This is a genomic window from Cupriavidus sp. YAF13 (assembly GCF_052113425.1).
In the GTDB taxonomy this organism is placed as follows: Bacteria; Pseudomonadota; Gammaproteobacteria; order Burkholderiales; family Burkholderiaceae; genus Cupriavidus.
Map to the genome: position 1 here is coordinate 66,833 of NZ_JBFRDD010000038.1, position 16,019 is coordinate 82,851.

Here is a 16,019-nt window from a genome sequence, read left to right on the forward strand (position 1 = left end):
GTCGCGAAGAGCGGCGCTGCGAATATTGTAGCTGTAGCGGTGCGTGCCCCGGCGCGCAGCGCCCGGCATACGACACACGGCAGCCGCACGACTCGGGTAGAATTTTTGCCATGGCCTTCTTCAAGCGCAGCGCTGCGCCCACCTCCTCCTCGTCATCCGCGTCCGCCGCCCACGATGCCGCCGGCGCCGGCAACGGCACGCCGCCGGAATACACCATCGACGAACTCGCGCGGGCGGCCGGCACCACGGTGCGCAACGTGCGCTCCTACCAGGACCGCGGCCTGATCGATCCGCCCGAGCGGCGCGGCCGGGTGGGCATCTACACCCAGACGCACCTGGGCCTGCTACGGCTGATCAACCACCTGCTGGCGCGCGGCTACACGCTGAACAATATCCAGGAACTGCTCAAGGCCATCGTGCAAGGGCATGACCTGCGCTCCATCCTCGGGCTGGAATCCGCCATCGGCAGCCCGTGGACCGACGAAGTGCCGCGCCACTATTCCTACCTGGCGCTGGCCAAGCTGTTCGGCCGCGCGATATCGCGCCCGGCGCTGGCCAAGGCCATCGCGCTCGGCCTGCTGGAGGCGGACGGCATGGGCTACCTCGCGCGCAGCCCGCGCACGCTGGCCGCCGGCGCCGAGATCGCGCGCGCGGGATTTCCGCTGGAAGATGTGCTGTCCATCGTCGAGCACGCACGCGGGCACTTTGAAGCCGTATCGGACCGGATCGTGGCCATGGTGGTGCGCGAACTGGACCGCTTCGGCGAAGGCAAGCTGCCACCGCCGCAGGACGTGCCGCGGCTGGTGGATATCCTCTGGCGCATCCGCCCGCTGGCCATGGTGGCGGTGGAAGCGGAGATGATGCGGGCCATGGAACGGTCGGCCAATAAATACCTCGGCGACCGCGTGGCGGCCATCATCGAGCACTTGCACGACGCGCCGGAAGACGGCGGCGCGGGCAACCCGCCCAAGGCTGGGCCGCGCAAGGCCAGGCGCTGATACAGGTACGGGCCCACGCTCTAGCGCTCTAGCCCGCTAGCTAAAACGCCACCATCTGGAAATCGCCCTTGCGCATGCCGCAATCGGGACAGCTCCAGTCCTCCGGCACCGCACTCCATGCCGTGCCAGGCGCGATGCCATGCTCCGGCATGCCAGCGGCTTCGTCGTAGACAAGCCCGCAAATCTCACACTGCCAGAGCTTCATGCCGCGGCCCTCACCGAAGGCGCCCGGCTGGATACGCCGGCCCGCGCGGAAGTGGCCTCGATCTCCGCGATCAGCGGCTCGATGCGCGCCAGCTGCGCACGGTTGTCGTGATCCCACGGGTGGAAGCCCGGCCGGAAATAGTCGAACCAATCCGGGATCATCTTGCGCAGCACGCCGGGCTTGCCCCACAGGAAACGCACCACGCCGCCAAAACCGCTGAGCTTGTTGCGGCACTCGCGATCCGCCATCACCAGCCGGATGTGGAACACGAACACCATCGCCCAGAACGTCACCGTGGTGGTGAGCATGGTGAAGGTGCGCAACAGATAGCGATATAGCCCCGGCTTCATCACGGCATTCCACACGTCGTAGGCCACCGCCTTGTGCTCGGTCTCTTCCAGCGCGTGCCAGATCCACACCTGGTGATAGCCGGGCTCGGAGCCGCCCATCTGCTCCGGGTCCGCCAGCAGCCCGCCGGCAAGCATCGCGGTGTAGTGCTCGAGCGCGATGGTGTGCGCAAGCTGCCATGACTTGGGCAGTATCTTGCGCAGCACGTTGAGCAGTTTGCCGACGAAGCGGTCGAGCGGTTCGGCGGGCAGGCCCGCATCCGTCATCAGCCGGTTGTAGAGAATATGCTCGCGCGTGTGCATGGCTTCCTGGCCGATGAAGCCCGCGATGGCGCGCTTGAGCTCGGGGTCGGTCACGTCGTCGCGATAGGCGCGCACGCTGTCCATGAAGAAGCGCTCGCCCGCCGGGAAGAAGATCGAAAGCGCGTTGACGAAGTGGGTGACATGGCGGCCCCGCACGTGCCAGTCGCCGATGCGGCTGGCGGGCAAGTGGGGATGCACATCGCGTCGGACTGGCATCATGATGAGTACTCCTGTCGATTCGTGGAATGCGTCGGGTGCATCGGGTGCATCGGGTGCATCGGGTGCATCGGGTGCGTCAGGTGCGTCAGGTGCGTCAGGTGCGTCGGGTGCGTCGGGTGCGTCGGGTGTTGCAACAGCGGCTCAGCGCCCGTCGAGAAAAGGCAGCAAGTCCGCCGCCACGCGCTGCGGATCCTCTTCCATCGGGATATGGCCCAGGCCTGCGTAGCGCTGCAGCCGCGCGCCCGGAATGCGCCCGGCAAAGGCTTGCGCATGCGCCGGCGGGATCCAGCGGTCACGCTCGCCCCACAGCACCAGCGTGGCCGAGCGGATGCCATTGAGCGCTTGCGTGTCTAGCGCGTCGAAATCCAGCTTGGGCACCATGCGGCCGACCGCTTCGCGGCTGCCCTCGGCGTAGAAGAAATCGACATAGCGGCGGAAGGTGCCTTCGTCCACCCGCGAAGCATCGCCGTAGACATCGCGCGTGGCGGCGCGGATCACGCACTCCGGCAGCAGCCACGGCGCCGACCAGCGCACCGGCGCGTGGTTGAACAGCGCGATATAGAGCGGCAGCTTCATCGGGAAACCGGCGGCATCGATCAGCACCATCTTGTCGACGCGCTCCGGATGGCGCGCAGCCATGTCCCATGCGATCAGGCCGCCCAGCGAGTTGCCGATGACGCTGGCGCGCCGCAGGTGGATGGCGTCGCAAAAGGCGTCGATGAAGCGGCGGTACGTGTCCACATCCATGGTGAGAATGCGCCCGCGCGCATCGCGCAACGGCCCGGTCAGGCCAAAGGGCGGCAGGTCCACGCGCAGCACGCGATAGCGTTGCGCGAGTGCCGGCAGCACGCCTTGCCAGGTGTGCAGCGAGGCGCCAAAGCCGTGGATCAGCAGCAGCGGCTCGCCGTCGGGCACGCCTTCATCGGTGTAATGCACGAGCGTGCCCATCACCTGCACCCAGCGCGAGGCCGGCAGCGCGTAGCGTCTGGCAAGCGTTTCACGCGACAGGCTGAACAACCCTACGCGGCCCTGGCCGAACCAGCGCGTGAGCGCGCCGGGTGGCTGCGAGAGGCGGCTGTCCGCCGGCATGGCGACGCGGTTCATTGCGCCTCTCCGCCATTGCCGCTGGCCTTGGCCGGCACCGTGTCGGGCACGTCCGCGGCGGGCTTGCCGAGCGGGCCTTTGCGGCGCGCGTCGAACACCACCAGCTTCTGGTAAGCCGCGGGCAGCAGCCGCGCCATCATGTCGGCGGCAACCGCATCCGGGCCGATCAGCACGCGGCGGCGGTTGTGGCGCACGCCGTCGAGGATCACGCGCGCGGCCTTGTCCGCTGTGGTGATGAAATACTTCTCGAACTCGTCGCGGCCCTGCTGCTCGTCGTGCACCAGGAAGCCGGTGACGTTCGCGGAAATGCGGCTGGCCTGCGCAATATTGGTCTTGATGCCACCCGGGTGCACGCAGGTCGCGGACACGCCGCACGCCTGCATGTCGAGCTCCTGGCGCAGCGATTCCGTGAAGCCACGCACCGCGTACTTGCTCGCGTTGTAGCCGCTCATGCCGGGCTGCGCGAAGATGCCGAAGATGCTCGACGTATTGATCACGTGGCCTTCGCCGCTGGCCTTCAGGTAGGGCAGGAACGCCTTGGTGCCATGCACCACGCCCCAGAAGTTGATGCCCATGATCCATTCGAGGTCATCGTAGCTCATGCCCTCGATGGTGCTCGACAGTGCCACGCCGGCATTGTTGAAAATCAGGTTGATGCGCCCGTGCGTGCGCGCGGCCTGCTCGGCCCAGGCGTACATCGCGGCGCGGTCCGATACATCCACGCAGTGCTGCGTGAAAACCAGGCCCGGCGCCGCGCGCATGACCTCGGCCACCGTCTGCGCGAGGCCTTTTTCATTGCGGTCCGACAGCGCCAGCTGGCAGCCTTCGCGCGCCAGCGCGAGCGCGAGCGAGCGGCCCATGCCGGAGCCTGCGCCGGTAATGGCGGCCACCTTGTTCTTGAAATCCTTCATGCGGTGTCTCCTCGGTGTTCTTCTTGTCAGGTTCGCGGCCGGACGCGCAGCGCGCTCACGCCTCGATGGCCTGGCTGGCTGTGCTGGGTGCGCTGGGTGCGAGCGCGTGCTGCATCAGCGGACGGATCTCGTAGTCAGCCATGCGAAAGCGTGCGGTGGCGCGGCGGAACTGCCAGGTGAATCCGGGCCACAGCGTGGTGTTCTTGCCGGTCTTGGGGTCGAGGTACCAGCTCACGCAGCCGCCCTCCGACCACACCGCGCCCGCCAGCTTGCGCTGCAGCCCGGCGTTGTAGTCGCGCTGCGCGGGCGCTCGCACGTCGATGGCCTGCACACGCTGCTGGCCCATGGCCTTGAGCGCGCCGAGGATGTAGTTCACCTGCGACTCGATCATGAACACCATCGAGCTATGCCCCAGGCCGGTGTTCGGCCCCACCACCAGGAACAGGTTGGGGAAGCCGGCCACGGTGGTGCCCAGGTATGCCTCGGCGCCATCGCGCCAGGCGTCGAGCAGGTCGGCGCCGCGCTGGCCGAGGATGGCGCCGCGCGGAATCGGGGCGGTGGCGTGAAAGCCCGTGCCAAAGATGATGCAGTCCGCCTGGCGGCGGGTGCCGTCGCGCATCACGATGGCGTCTTCCTCCACATGGTCGATACCGTGAGTCACCACGTCCACATTGGCGCGCGCCAGCGCGGGGTAATAGTCGTTGGAGATCAGCACGCGCTTGCAGCCGATGGTGTAGTCCGGCGTGACGGTGGCACGCAGCGCGGGATCGGCGATCTGCCGCTTGATATGGCGGCGCGCAATGCGCGCCACCACCGTCATCAGCTTGGGATGCACCACAAAGCCAAGCACGCGCGACTCCAGCGCCCAGTAGATGCCGGTGCGCATCAGCTTTTGCGTGAGCGGCAGGCGGCGGAACAGCCAGCGCTCGGCAGCCGACACCTTGCGGTCGGGCTTGGGCATGATCCACGGCGGCGTGCGCTGGAACAGGTCCAGGTGCGCCACCTGCGGCGCGATCTGCGGCACGAACTGGATGGCGCTGGCGCCAGTGCCGATCACCGCCACGCGCTTGCCCGCCAGCGCGTAGTCATGGTTCCAGTGCTGCGAGTGAAACGCCTCGCCGCGAAAACGCGCCAGGCCCGGGATACTGGGATACGCCGGCCGGCTCAGGCCGCCCATGCCCGACACCAGCACGCGAGCCCGCACGCGCTTGCCATCGGCCATGTCGAGCTGCCACGTGCCGCTGGCGTCGTCCCACGCGGCGCGGCGCAGTTCGTGGTTCAGGCGCAGGTGGGGGCGCAGGCGGAACTGGTCGGTGCAGCGCTCCAGGTAAGCGCGGATCTCCGGCTGCGGCGAAAACATGCGCGACCAGTTGGGGTTGGGCGCGAAAGAGAACGAGTACAGATGCGACTGCACATCGCAGGCGCAGCCCGGATAGTGGTTGTCGCGCCACGTGCCCCCCACCGAGGCGGCCTTCTCGAACAGCGCGAAGTCATGCAGGCCTGCCTGCTTGAGGCGGATCGCCATGCCCAGCCCGGCGAAGCCGGTGCCGATGATGGCGATATCGATGTGCTCGCCGGGGCCGGGCCCCTTCGGTGATGGCTGGGCTGTGGATAACTCCGGGGGCAGGTCTGCTGGCGCGTTCATAAGCTGTCTCTCGTGTCGCTGGCATGCACGGCGGGATGCCGCATTGCGTCGCAACATCCTTGATTGTGACATTGATGGATGTCATCGTAGGCACGCCAGCGCCCCGGGTCAACACGGAGATTTGAATCGCCACTCTAATTTTTAGCGGATTTTAGTGGCTTGTTGAGCGCATAAAACAGGAAGAAAGCGCGCCTTCCCGCACTGAGGGGCGTACCCACCGCTGCGTTTGAAACCGGCACCGATCTGCCGGACATGGCAAAAAGGCGACGGTGGCTATCCCGGCGCGCGGCCCAGCAACCGCTTGCGCCAGGCATTCGGGGTTTCTTGCGTCCAGCGTTTGAACGCATGGCTGAACGCGCTCTGCTCCGAAAAGCCAAGCAGCATGGCCAGCTGGGCGAGGCTGATAGCGGGGTCGGCAAGGTAGCGCTCGGCCTGCGCGCGGCGCAACCCGTCGACCAGCGCGGAGTAGCTCAGCCCCTGCGCCTGCAGCCGCCGCTGCAGCGTGCGCACCGGCAAGCGCAGGTGCGCCGCCACCGCCGCGATCGGCACCTCGCCCCGATGCAACGTCGCGCTGATAAAGGCACGCGCCTGCGCGATCTCGCCAGCGCCGTCCGCCTCCAGCGCGCGCAGCTGGGCCTGGGCGATACGCGTCATCTGCGTCTGCATTTGCGCATCGGCCTGCATCGAAGGGCGCGCCAGCAGCGCGGGATCGATGTGCATGGCGTGGCGCCCGGCGTTGAAGACCACCGGGCAGCCGAATACCCGGGTGTAGTCGCCGGCGTGGTCACCGGGTGGCGGCGCGTGGGGAAACTCGATGCGCTCGGCAAAAAAGCCGTCGCCCAGCAGCCAGCGGGAAAAGCAGATCCACGTGGCCATGTGCAGCTCGTGCGCGTGGCGCGACAGCGGGCCGTGCTGCGCCTCCCACGTCATCCACGCGCCCTGCGCCGTTTCATGCAGGCGGGTGCGGCCGATATCGTTGGCCAGCACCTCGTAGCGGATGCCCTGCAGGATGGCCTCGCGCACCGTGGGCGTGGTCAGCACCACATAACCCATCTCGGCATAGTGGCGCGGCCGGAAGGCCGCGCCCGCGTGCAGGCCCGCCAGCGGATCGCCAGCGGCGCGCTCCAGCGCATCGAGCAGCGTCAGGTAGTGCGCGACGCCGATGCGCGTGGCGGGGCCGGCCGCGCTGTCGAGCAGGGCGGGATCGAGCCCTGCCAGCACGAGCTGGTCGGCCAGCGCGATGCCGGCGGCCTCGCCGTAGTCGAGCACGGTGCGCAGGTAGGGCAGCGACACGGTGCCGGGCGTCTCGGCGACGTAAGCAGCGCTGGCGATGTCGGTGATAGCAGCGGCGGGGAGCGCCGCGTTGGCGCGTGGCATCAAATCACCTGTCATGCGGGATCAAGACCGGGGCCCGATCTTTATCCAAACTGCGGCGAGCGTCAATGCGGGGTATCGGCAACGCGCATCGCAAGGCCCGCGCAATGCACCCGCAATGCACCCGCAAGCAGACGGATAAGCGCAAAACAGGAGACACACCATGCACACCCCGGCCACCGAGCCGCCCGCGTCCGCGCTCTCGCGGCGCGGCTTTCTCAAGATTGGCTTTGGCCTGTCCGCCGCACTCGCGTGCGCCGGCCTGGTCCCGGCATTGTCCGGCTGCTCGCCCGCGCACAAGCAACCCGCCACCGGCATGCAGTTCTTGCGCGAAGGCGACGTGGCGTTGTTCACCGCCTTGCTGCCCGCCGTGGTGGCGGAGCTCGCCGAGCGCGAGCGCGGCCCGCGCGAACTGCAGCTCGGCCAGGCCGTGCGCAATGTCGACGCCACATGCGCCGCAATGGATGCCAACGCGCGCGCGGAGTTGCGCAAGCTGCTTGACCTGCTCGCCATCGGGCCGTTGCGCTGGGCACTCGCGGGTGTGGGCCAGGACTGGAAGCAGACCGACACGCAGCAGGCGCGCCGCTTTCTCGCGCGCTGGCGCGCCARCCGCTTCGCCACCTTGAATGCCGGCGCCGTGGTGCTGGTCAAGCTGAGCAGCGTGGGCTACTACCTGCTGCCGGCGGCGTGGGCGGGCAGCGGCTATCCCGGCCCCAATCCCGCGGTCTTTCGTGCGCTGCACGCCTGAAGCCAACCCATACCCAATACGCGAAACCCTCATGGCTATTCCCGATATCTATAGTGCCGGCATCGCCGCCGGCTGGAACGTGGTGGACGGCGCCACGCTCACGGCGCCGGTTTCGCTCGACGCCGACGTGGTCATTGTCGGCAGCGGCGCCGGTGGCGGCGTAGCCGCCGAGATCCTCAGCGAAGCCGGTTTGCGCGTGGTGCTGGTGGAGGAAGGCGCGCTGCGCACCTCCGACAGCTTCAAGGACATGGACGAGGGCCGCGCCTATCGCGAGCTGTACCAGGAGGGCGCGGCGCGCGCCACTTCCGATGGCGCCATCGCCATCCTGCAAGGGCGCTCGGTGGGCGGCAGCACGACAGTGAACTGGTCGTCGAGCTTTCGCACGCCAAAGGAAACGCTGGCGCACTGGGCCGCGCACCACGCGGTAAGCGGCCACGGCGCCGCGGACATGGCACCGTGGTTCGCGCGCATGGAGGCACGGCTGTCGGTGGCGCCGTGGGGCATGCCGCCGAACAATAACAACGATGTGCTCAAGCGCGGCTGCGACAAGCTGGGCTGGGAGTCGCACGTGATCCCGCGCAATGTGAAAGGCTGCTGGAACTCCGGCTATTGCGGGCTGGGCTGCCCGGTCAACGCCAAGCAATCGATGCTGGTATCGACCATTCCCGCCGCGCTGGCCAAGGGCGCCACGCTGGTCCACCGCGTGCGGGTGCGCGCGCTGGAGCATGACGGCAAGACGGTCACCACGCTTGCTGGTGAAGCGCTGGGTGCCGATGGCCGCACGCCTTTGGGCATCGCGGTGACCGTGCGCGCGCGGCACTACGTGGCGGCCGGCGGCGCCATCAACACACCGGCGCTGTTGCTGCGCTCGCGCGTGCCGGACCCGTATCAGCGGGTTGGCGTGCGTACCTTCATCCATCCGGTCAACCTGAGTGTGGCGGTGATGCCCGAACAGGTCGACCCGTACTACGGCGCACCGCAATCGATCGCCTCCGATCACTTCCAGTGGAAGGATGGCGCCACCGGCCCGATGGGCTACAAGCTGGAAGTACCGCCCTTGTTCCCCGGCATCAGCGCTGGCGTGTTCAACCAGGTGGGCGAGGCGCTGCGCGCCGACATGGCCGCGCTGCCGCATGCCAACGCCATGCTCGCGCTGCTGCGCGATGGCTTTGTCGCTCAGAGCGAAGGCGGGCGCGTGCGCATTGCCGACGATGGCAGCCCGGTGCTCGACTACGACATCAGCGACTATGTCTGGGACGGCATGCGGCGCGCCTGGCTGAGCATGGCCGAGGCGCAGTTTGCCGCAGGCGCGCTGCGGGTGCGGCCGGCCCACCTGGACGCGCCGTACTACGACAGCTGGGCGCAAGCCAGGCAGGGCATCGCCACGCTGCCGCTGGCCAAGTTCCGCGCCGCGCTGTTTACCGCGCACCTGATGGGTGGCTGCGCCATGAGCGACCAGCCGCAGGGCGGGGTGGTCGACAGCCATGGCCGCCATCACCAGCTGGCCAACCTGTCGGTGCTGGACGGCTCCGTGTTTCCGACCAGCATAGGGGCCAACCCGCAACTGTCTGTTTTCGCACTCAGCGCGCAAAACGCCCAGGCGCTGGCAGGGCAGCTGGCCCGATGAGCGCCGCTTGCCGCTGCGCGCGGCGGCGGGCCTTGGCCCGCAAGGCCGCGCCCCCCTTTGGCAGGGAAGCAAAATCCGGCGAGGCACGCGCGGCATGCAGGCACAATCCAATCCATTTAGAGGCAACGCTCCAAAAATGCACTTGTGAAACGCGCGCAGCGCTCGCTAGGCTCCGTACAACTGTTTCAAGCATCCGTTTGCCGTCAGAGCAGGGAGCTGCTGCAGTGTGTGGAGTTTTGCTGGGGTTGTACGGCATGACCATAAGAGAGACGCCCCCTATGAAGACCGGAAAAGGCACGGCAGGAGACACCAAGGCCCGCATTCTCGACGCCACCGAGCGCTTGTTCATCGAGGTCGGCTACGAAGGCACCTCGCTACGGCAAGTGACATCGCGCGCGATCGTCAATCTGGCCGCGGTCAATTACCACTTCCGCAGTAAAGACATCATGATGCAGGCGGTCCTGGGCCGCCGGCTCGATCCGCTCAACATGCGCCGCCTGGCGCTGCTCGATGCCTGCGAGGCGCGCTGGCCGGGCGCGCAGATCCGCTGCGAACACGTGATGGGCGCGCTCTTCGTGCCCGCGCTGCAAATGGCGCGCGAGCCCGACGTGGGCGGCCCGTCGTTCCTGCGGCTGCTCGGGCGCGTGTATTCCGATACCTCGCCATTCATCCAGTCTTATCTGCTCGGCCATTACGCGCCGGTGTTCGGCCGCTTCTCCGATGCCTTCGCCCGCGCGCTGCCCGAGATCCCGCCGCAAGAGCTGGGCTGGCGCCTGAATTTTGCGCTCAAGGCGCTGGCCGGTGTGCTGGCCGGCGACGAGCTTGGCAACCTGCTGCCGGCCTTTACACAAGGCAAGGACCTGAGCGACGCGCACGTGCTCGCCCAGTTGAGCGCGATGGTGGTGGCTGCGCTCAAGGCACCCGTGCCCGCCAGCCAGCAACTGTGCGCGCTGCAGGACGTATTCCAGATCGGCAAGACCCAGCACGCTGAAGCGCACGCCGGCCAGGCCGCGCTGACTGCCCTGGCGGCAGAACAGGCGCAACGCGCCGACACCCTTTCCGTTGCCGTGCGCAAGACACGCCGCGCGGCACGCAACGAGGGCGCGACACGCGCCGCCGTCACCAGCATGACGGTGCGCGGCGCGCGCGAGCACCCCTTCGTCTTCCCGAGCAATCCGCTCGACGACTGGATGCGTACCCGCTCCAGAACCTAGCGGCGCGCTGGCGCCGGCCAACCGCCGGCGCAGGCCTGGCTGCCGCCAGGAGCCCGAGTTACGAGAGCCCCGCTTGAGCCAGGCATCCGGCCGTCCTTAGCCCGGCATTTCCGCGGCGATCCGCACTCAGGCATTCCGTTCACAACGACACCACGCGTACGCCCGGCGCACGCGGTGGACCGCTGTCGCCCGCGTTTTTGCGCGGGCCGGCGCCACAACAGGAGACCCGCATCGTGAAAGCCCTGTATTCCCATGCGCTGAGCGCACCCGTATCCGCATTGAAGAACCCATTGCCCTTGCTGCGCCGTCCCGCAGCGGCCTGTGTGTTCGTGTTCGCGTTCGCGCTCGCATTGCCGGCACTCGCACAACCGCAGCCACAGTCCCCCGCCAGTGCCGGCACCGGCACCGCCTACGACGGGCTCACGGCGCAGCAGCAGGCCGCGCTGCTGTCGAAGCAGATCGCCAGCGGCGAACTGGCGAAGCTGCCCGATGAGCAACTGCTTGCGGCCATCAACGCGCTGCAGCCCGAGGCCGCACTGCTGTGGGCCAAGACCGAGATGAACCGCTACCCCGAGTACGAGTACTGGATGACGCGCCAGGAGCGCCTCAACGGCCAGTGGCAAGACCAGCCCGCGCGCATGATGATCCGCTACCGCCACGCGCCGCGCCAGCTCTATGCGAAGTGGCTGCCAGGCGGCAGCCAGGCCGGCCAGGAAATCATCTACGACGAGACGCAGCGCAAGGATGAGATGTACGGCCACCTCGGCGGCATGCTGGGCTTCACCTCGATGTGGATCGCGCTCGACGGCACCATCGCGCGCGCGCAGTCCAACCACACGGTGCGCGACCTGGGCTTCCAGTACGTGGTGTCGATGCTGGATCGCGATGCCAGGTCGCTGCGCGCCGCCGGGCTCACGGAGAAGTTCACGCGCGCGGACATCGTGCAGGAGCAGGGCATGCGCATGGTCGCGCTCACCTGGGACCTGCCGGCCGGTGCGCCACGCTACTACGCCAAGCGGGTGCAGCTGATGCTGGACCTGAAGAACCCCTGGCCGCGCGTGGAAACCGCCTGGGACGCGGAGGGCAACATGGTCGAGAAGATTGTCTTCGAGAAGGCGGTGCGCAAGACCTTCGACGCTAGCGCCTTCGATGCAAAAAACGGCGACTACAAATTCTGATGCTGCATCACCGTGCCCGCCAGGCAGCGCCGCGCGCGTTTGAATCCGCTTGCGCGGGCACGTGCGCGGCGGTTTGAACAAGCGGCGCAAGCGCTTGCGCTGCCATGCCACAGGCGCGGCACGCCATGTTTGGAACGCACGCTCTATTGACGCTCGCTGGCCCCGGCAGCGAGAGTCGCTGCACGGAAAGGACAGTGCATTGCCGCGCAAGGCGGCACGCAAAACAACAAGACCGATAAGAAGGAGACAAGTCATGGCCCGTCTGGATGTATGCAATGGCCTTGCAGCGATGGCTGGCACGAGCCTCGCACTGATGCTCGCCGCATGCGGCGGCGATGGGGTACCCAACCCGGCCAAGGCGGATGTTGCGTCCTGCGCCAGCACCAGCAGTTGCCCCGCTTCGGGTCCGGCCACTACCGGCCCGGCCGCCGCGCCGTTGTGCCCCGCCTCGCTCGACTACACGACGGTGTTCACCGGCGGCTCCGGCGGCGGCGAGCTCGTCAAGATGCAGTTCGATACCAGCGCGATGACCTACACGCTGCAGATCATCGAATCGCCAGTGCCCAAGATCACCAACAGCGTCTATCCAACGCGTGCCGGCGTGACCTTCACCGGCAAGATCGCTAACCTCAAGTCGCTGCCCACGGCGGAGCAGAATCGCTGTGCGCTGGCATTGCAGAGCGCGACGCCATCGGACAATGCCTCGCAGGCCCTCATCGACCCCGCCAACCCGCCCGTGATTTTTGTCGGCAATGGCGTGGCGGGCGGTGGCATTCCCGGCGCCACCATCTCTTATCAAGGCGTCGCCGGGCTCGGCGTGATTCCGGCGAAGACGTTCCCGATCTATCCGGTGCTGGCGTTCGCGCAGACCGAGACCGACTTCACCAAGGTAGCGGGCACGTACAACCTGCTGGGCTACCACGTGGTGCCATCTGGCGGCAGCCTGACCCCGAGCGGCAACTTCCTGCCAGCCACCGCGCAGACGGTCGAGACCTTGAACGCCGACGGCACCTGCACCGCCGCCAGCGGCAACTGCCGCTCCACCGGCAACCCATGGAAAGCACGCACGCAGAACGACGGCGCATTCGAGAGCGCGAACTATGGCGCCAACAAGCAGTACCCGTACTTCTACACCTCGTCGTTCACGGCGGGCAACAGCAGCAAGGCCAAGGGGATCATGGTCGTCGGCAAGCTGGGCGGCCAGCAAGTGCCGCTGTTGATCCGCACCGGCTACGCGCGCATCAGCCTGAACCCGCTCGACTTCGAGCTCAACGTTGACGACGAGTCCGGCCTGGCCCTGCTGGCGCCCACCACCAACCTCACCAACGCGCAGCTCAACGGCGGCTACGTGGGCTCGGGCAGCGACCTGGCCTACACCTCGTCGATCGTGCAGGGCAATGCGGTGGGGCTGATCGATCCGCTCACCATGAACGCCAAGGGCGGCTACCAGCTCGACCTCACGCAGGCCAAGCCCGGCGTGGTGACCACGGTGGACAACAGCGGCACGCCCGGCGCGCTGATCTCGACCGGCCATGTGTTCGCCCACCTTGCCGGCGCCGCCGGCAGCAACCCGACGTTCCGCGTGAGCGTATTCGCAAGCCCCTGAGTGAGCCCCTGAGTGAGCCCCTGAGTGAGCCCCTGATTCAGCCCCCCTGAGTCGGCCCCCCGACCACGAAGAATATACAGAGAAGCACCACGCGCGAAACAGCGCTTCAGGAGACAGCATCATGCATCAGCACCCTTTGCAGCACGGACAGCATCGGCAACGTACGCCGTGGAGGAATCCTCATGGACAGCGGATCCTGCGCTACGGCGCGGCGCTGCTGGGCGCCGCGATGCTTGCCGCGTGCGGCGGCGGCGGCGATGGCGGCAGCGGCGGTGGCGGCAGCGCCGCGAGCACCAGCTCCGCCCCGGCCATACCGGTGCGGCTGTGTCCCGCGACGCTCGACTACACCACCACCTTCACCGGGGGCACCGGCTCGGGCGAACTGGTCAAGGTGCAGATCGACACCACCAGGAAGACCTGGCAAGTGACCTTCCTCGACTCCTCGGTGCCGCGCACCACGGGCACCGTGCTGCCGACCCGCAGCGATACCACCGGCGGCCAGAACGTGATGACGGGCACGCTGTCGCAGGAAACGGGCCTGCCCACCGACAAGCTCAACCAGTGCGCGTTCCAGCTCAACGGCGCAAGCCTGGACCCGAAGCGCCCGGCGCGGCTGTTCGTTGGCGAGGGCGTGGCGGGCGGCACCATTCCCGGTGCGCGCATCCAGTTCAATGGTGTCCTGGGTGCGGGCGCGGTGCCGGATACCACCTTCCCGTATTTCCAGTTCATCGGCTTCGCGCAGACCGAAACCGACCTCACCAAGATCGCCGGCCAGTACAACGGCTATGGCTTTCACGAGGTGCCGTCGAAGAACTTCCAGACGGTGGCGCAGGACTACCGCATGGCGCTGGCGGCCGACGGCTCGTTCCAGGTGTGCGACAACAAGACCGGCGGCACCTGCTCGCAAAAGGGCAAGAACTTCGTGCCCCAAGCCAACGGCAGCCTGATGTCGGCCAACTACAAGGGTGAGATCGATCCGCCCACGCTCGGCGCCACGCTGGGCCGCGCGTACCTGATCGTGGGCAAGCTGCGCGGCCAGCTGGTCCCAGTGATGATCCGCGTGGGCTACGCCAACGGCTCGGTCACCAACGGCATGCCGCTGGGCGCCGACGACGAGATCGGCATCGGCATGATGGCGCCGGCCATCGCCGTGACGCAGGGCGCGGTCAACGGCGAGTACGTCGGCGTGGACAGCAACTTCGACTACCGCACCACCGCGCTGGTGGCAGCGGATGCGGCCATGCTCGACCCGTTCCACCCGTCCGACGCGTCGCTCGCCACGGCGCTCAAGCTGGACTTCTCGCAGCAGCTGGCCGGCGTGGTCACCACCACGCGCAAGGATGGCGCGGCGGGCAGCCCCACCGGCAAGTTCATCTTCACCGGCGGCGTGTTCGGCTTTCTCGAGTCGCGCAGCGGCAGCCCGTACTTCACCATCGGCGCCTTCGTGCAGTGACGGCCATGCGATCCAACTTATTCCGGGAAGACAAGATGACGAAGAATGCCTTTCGTTTGGCAGCGCCATTGCTGATCGCCGCGCTCGCCTGGCTGGGCGGCATGCCCAGAGCCCATGCACAGAAAGCCGGTGACAACGTCGTCGCTGCCGGCTGGTTCCACATCAACACCAGCGGCAACAGCAGCCCGTTCACCACCAGCGTGATCGATGCGCCCATCAACGGCCCGCTGGGCTTGCCGTCGTCATTCACGGCGCCGGGCAGCAGCATCAGCACATCCAACGCGGATACACTGGGGCTGACCTTCAGCCACTTCTTCACGGACCACATCGCGCTGACGGCGGTGGGCGGCATTCCGCCCAAGTTCAAGCTCTACGGCCACGGCAACCTGATTCCGCCGGGCCCGGCGGGCGCGCTGGGGCAGCAGCCGCTGGGCGACCCCAGCCTGAACCCGATCATCACCAGCGCACGCCAGTGGAGCCCGGCGACGATGGTGCAGTACCACTTCTTCGAGCCTGCCGCGCGCGTGCGTCCTTTCCTGGGCATCGGTGTGTCGTACAACTTCTTCACCAACATCGAGCTCAACCCGGCGTTCGCCGCTTCGGTCAACAACAACCTGGGCGCCACGCTGGCCGCCGGCGCCGGCAAGCCGGGGCCGACCTCCGTGGAGGCCAAGGCGTCGAACTCGTTCGCGCCGGTGTTCAACATCGGCGGCTCCTTTGCGATCACGGACCAGTGGGGCCTGACCGCATCGGTCACCTACATTCCGCTCAAGACGACGTCATCGATGATCATCAAGGCGTCCGACGGCACGGTGTTGTCCACCTCCAAGGCCACCATCAGCCCGAACCCGCTGATCATGTTTGTGGCGGCGACGTATAAGTTCTGAAGGGACCAAAGCCGTTTGCGATGTGAGGGCAGTCACTCCCTCTCCCCTCATGGGGAGCTCAGGATTACCCACAAATCATCGACATGACTTCATTCGTTCTGGCGGAAGATGCGATACATCTTGATGCTCTCGTGCAGGATGAAGAAGCCGCGCCAGAGCACAGTGGGCCCTGGCGGGCGGTCGTGCTTACGGCCCAGATA

General features: G+C 67.4%; 14 protein-coding genes. 8 read left to right on the forward strand and 6 right to left on the reverse strand.

Annotation, left to right across the window (positions count from 1 at the left end):
• Positions 1-110 precede the first annotated feature (110 nt).
• Positions 111-998, forward strand: coding sequence for a MerR family transcriptional regulator (locus AB4061_RS27240; protein WP_441639361.1), 888 nt, complete (start codon positions 111-113; stop codon positions 996-998).
• A gap of 40 nt (positions 999-1,038) precedes the next feature.
• Here the strand turns inward: AB4061_RS27240 and AB4061_RS27245 are convergent, their stop codons facing one another.
• From AB4061_RS27245 to AB4061_RS27270, 6 genes are all read right to left on the reverse strand, one after another.
• Entirely contained in the window at positions 1,039-1,203 is a 165-nt protein-coding gene (locus AB4061_RS27245) for a rubredoxin (protein WP_441639363.1), read from the reverse strand.
• Complete coding sequence (locus AB4061_RS27250; protein WP_441639365.1) at positions 1,200-2,072, reverse strand: metal-dependent hydrolase; 873 nt, start codon at positions 2,070-2,072, stop codon at positions 1,200-1,202. Before AB4061_RS27250 ends, AB4061_RS27245 begins: the two co-directional genes overlap by 4 nt.
• A gap of 141 nt (positions 2,073-2,213) precedes the next feature.
• Entirely contained in the window at positions 2,214-3,176 is a 963-nt protein-coding gene (locus tag AB4061_RS27255; RefSeq protein ID WP_441639367.1) for an alpha/beta fold hydrolase, read from the reverse strand.
• Entirely contained in the window at positions 3,173-4,087 is a 915-nt protein-coding gene (locus tag AB4061_RS27260) for an SDR family NAD(P)-dependent oxidoreductase (RefSeq protein WP_441639369.1), read from the reverse strand. The genes AB4061_RS27255 and AB4061_RS27260 overlap by 4 nt, the downstream gene beginning before the upstream one ends.
• 55 nt (positions 4,088-4,142) lie before the next feature.
• Positions 4,143-5,732, reverse strand: coding sequence for a flavin-containing monooxygenase (locus AB4061_RS27265; RefSeq protein ID WP_441639371.1), 1,590 nt, complete (start codon positions 5,730-5,732; stop codon positions 4,143-4,145).
• Positions 5,733-6,005: 273 nt separating this feature from the next.
• Positions 6,006-7,109 carry an AraC family transcriptional regulator gene (locus AB4061_RS27270; RefSeq protein ID WP_441639373.1) on the reverse strand — a complete coding sequence of 368 codons (1,104 nt, stop codon included), beginning with the start codon at positions 7,107-7,109 and terminating at the stop codon, positions 6,006-6,008.
• Positions 7,110-7,269: 160 nt separating this feature from the next.
• On the opposite strand from AB4061_RS27270, the gene AB4061_RS27275 reads away from it, so the two are divergent.
• The 7 genes from AB4061_RS27275 to AB4061_RS27305 all read left to right on the forward strand — a co-directional run bounded on the left by AB4061_RS27275 (position 7,270) and on the right by AB4061_RS27305 (position 15,819).
• Entirely contained in the window at positions 7,270-7,854 is a 585-nt protein-coding gene (locus AB4061_RS27275; protein ID WP_441639375.1) for a hypothetical protein, read from the forward strand.
• 31 nt (positions 7,855-7,885) lie between these two features.
• Complete coding sequence (locus AB4061_RS27280; protein WP_441639377.1) at positions 7,886-9,481, forward strand: GMC family oxidoreductase N-terminal domain-containing protein; 1,596 nt, start codon at positions 7,886-7,888, stop codon at positions 9,479-9,481.
• 278 nt (positions 9,482-9,759) lie between these two features.
• Positions 9,760-10,695, forward strand: coding sequence for a TetR/AcrR family transcriptional regulator (locus tag AB4061_RS27285; protein ID WP_441639379.1), 936 nt, complete (start codon positions 9,760-9,762; stop codon positions 10,693-10,695).
• A 290-nt stretch (positions 10,696-10,985) separates the two neighbouring features.
• Positions 10,986-11,873 carry a DUF1571 domain-containing protein gene (locus AB4061_RS27290; RefSeq protein ID WP_441639386.1) on the forward strand — a complete coding sequence of 296 codons (888 nt, stop codon included), beginning with the start codon at positions 10,986-10,988 and terminating at the stop codon, positions 11,871-11,873.
• 253 nt (positions 11,874-12,126) lie between these two features.
• A complete protein-coding gene (locus AB4061_RS27295) occupies positions 12,127-13,479 on the forward strand; it encodes a DUF2957 domain-containing protein (RefSeq protein WP_441639381.1) in 1,353 nt (450 codons plus the stop codon).
• Between the two features lie 229 nt (positions 13,480-13,708).
• The gene (locus AB4061_RS27300) at positions 13,709-14,932 is read left to right on the forward strand and encodes a DUF2957 domain-containing protein (RefSeq protein ID WP_441639387.1); all 1,224 of its coding nucleotides are present in this window, start codon (positions 13,709-13,711) and stop codon (positions 14,930-14,932) included.
• Between the two features lie 35 nt (positions 14,933-14,967).
• Entirely contained in the window at positions 14,968-15,819 is an 852-nt protein-coding gene (locus AB4061_RS27305) for an OmpW/AlkL family protein (RefSeq protein ID WP_441639388.1), read from the forward strand.
• Positions 15,820-16,019: the final 200 nt, after the last annotated feature.